This is a genomic window from Parasphingorhabdus sp., assembly GCF_036964675.1.
GTDB lineage: Bacteria > Pseudomonadota > Alphaproteobacteria > Sphingomonadales > Sphingomonadaceae > Parasphingorhabdus.
On record NZ_JBALTF010000002.1, the window covers coordinates 37358 to 39236 of the forward strand.

1 protein-coding gene is annotated in these 1879 nt (G+C 60.4%); it reads left to right on the forward strand.

What is annotated here, in order from left to right; genetic code table 11:
- Nucleotides 1-220: 220 nt before the first annotated feature.
- Nucleotides 221-1789 (forward strand): M23 family metallopeptidase, encoded by a 1569-nt coding sequence (locus V7665_RS00825; RefSeq protein WP_335662640.1) that lies wholly within the window; start codon nt 221-223, stop codon nt 1787-1789.
- The last annotated feature ends 90 nt before the right edge of the window (nt 1790-1879 follow it).

Sequence of the window (1879 nt, forward strand, 5' to 3'; positions counted from 1 at the left end):
GAAGCGGGACATTATCGGCACAACAGCCGATCGGGCGCGCAGTTGCAAGGGGCTTGCAGCAAAATCCGCAGATGCGGACCGGATAACCGTGATTTTACACGGCTCGCCGCATGTACACCGCCTGCACGGCGGCTTAATTTGACTTTAACCAAGTTCCTGCACAGAGGTCTTACACATTTAGGATGCTAATTGATAAATTTGCGTCACCTAAGGGGTTCGTTTGTTCAAGAGTATCGACGATATCGACATGCAAGTTCAGGGGGCTGCGATTACCGCAGCAAATCCCCCGCTTTCGTCGTTACCCGACTCCATTTTTTCCAGGGAAAAAATCGCCGAGTGGCGTGAATCCTTTGCCGAAATCGACTGGGTGCCCGATCTCGGTGTCGATATCGGCAGCCCGGTCTGGTTCCGCGGCCTGGTGACGCTGACAGCCCTGTGCGGCTTTGCATTTTCCTGTCTTCCCGATTTTGGTCCGATTGCCGGACATAGCGCCGATCCGCTGAGCGGATATCGCGCCGACCAGGCGCGTTCGCAAATGATCGCGCCGCTGGCTTATGGGTCCGACACCGGCATCCGGATGGCGGCAACCGATGCGGTGCGCCCGCTGGCGGAAAGCCCCGAGCGGCCGTCGATCGAACTGGTCGCCACGCTCGGTCGCGGCGACAGTCTGCGCCGGGTGCTGCAACGCGCTGGCGTGGCCAGCGATCAAGCCACGCAGGTCAATGATCTGATCAGCGGAGCGGTTTCGCTCGGCGATATCAGGCCCGGCACCAAGATCGACGTAGTCCTCGGTCGTCGCCCGGCGAAGAATCAGGCCCGGCCACTGGACCAACTGGCGTTTCGCGCCCGCTTTGACCTCAATCTCGAAATATTGCGCGACGGCGACCAGCTGAAGCTCAACCGCAAGCCGATCCTGGTGGACGACACGCCGCTGCGGATCAAGGGCAGTGTCGGCTCGAGCCTCTATCGGTCCGCGCGTGCCGCGGGCGCACCCGCCGACGCGGTCCAGAAATATCTGCAGGTCATTGGTTCAAAAATGTCCGTGTCGCGGGACATTCGCAGCACCGACGAATTTGATATCATCCTGTCCTATCGCCGCGCGGAAACCGGCGAGGTGGAAGTTGGCGACCTGATCTATGCCGGTCTGGAACGCAGCGGCAAACCGGCGGCACAAATGCTGAAATGGCAGAGCGGTGGCCGAACCAACTGGTTTGAAGCATCGGGCGTCGGTCAGTCGAATGGCGAACTGGCCCGGCCGACCAATGGACGGATTACCTCAAGCTACGGCATGCGGCGGCATCCGATCCTGCGCTACAAGCGCATGCACAGCGGGATGGATTTCGGCGGCGGCTATGGCTCACCGATTTATGCGGTTACCGATGGCACTGTGGTTCACGCCGGTCGCAAGGGTGGCTTTGGCAATTATGTCAGGTTGCAACATGGCGGCGGGCTGGCTTCCGGCTACGGCCATATGAGCCGGATTGCGGTCAGCAATGGGCGGCGGGTGCGCAAGGGCCAGATTATCGGCTATATCGGGTCGACCGGCCTGTCGACCGGGCCGCATCTCCATTATGAACTCTATCGCGGCGGACGCACGATCAACCCCCGGTCGGTCAAATTTGTCGAGCGTGCACAGCTGGGCGGCCAGGAATTGCGCCGCTTCAAGGGCGAGCTGCAGAAATTGCAGCACGTGGAACCAGGCGCCGCATTGACCACACTGAAAAGCGCCTCTGCACAGGTTGAGCCGGAACGCGAGATCAACCGGCTCAACAAGCCGCTCAAGAGCTAAGGTCCGGATCTGGCCACCAAACAGTTTCACAGAAGAGTTGAGCGCTGCGGTCGGCTCGGCTAAGCGTTGCCCATGTCACAAAAAGCCGCG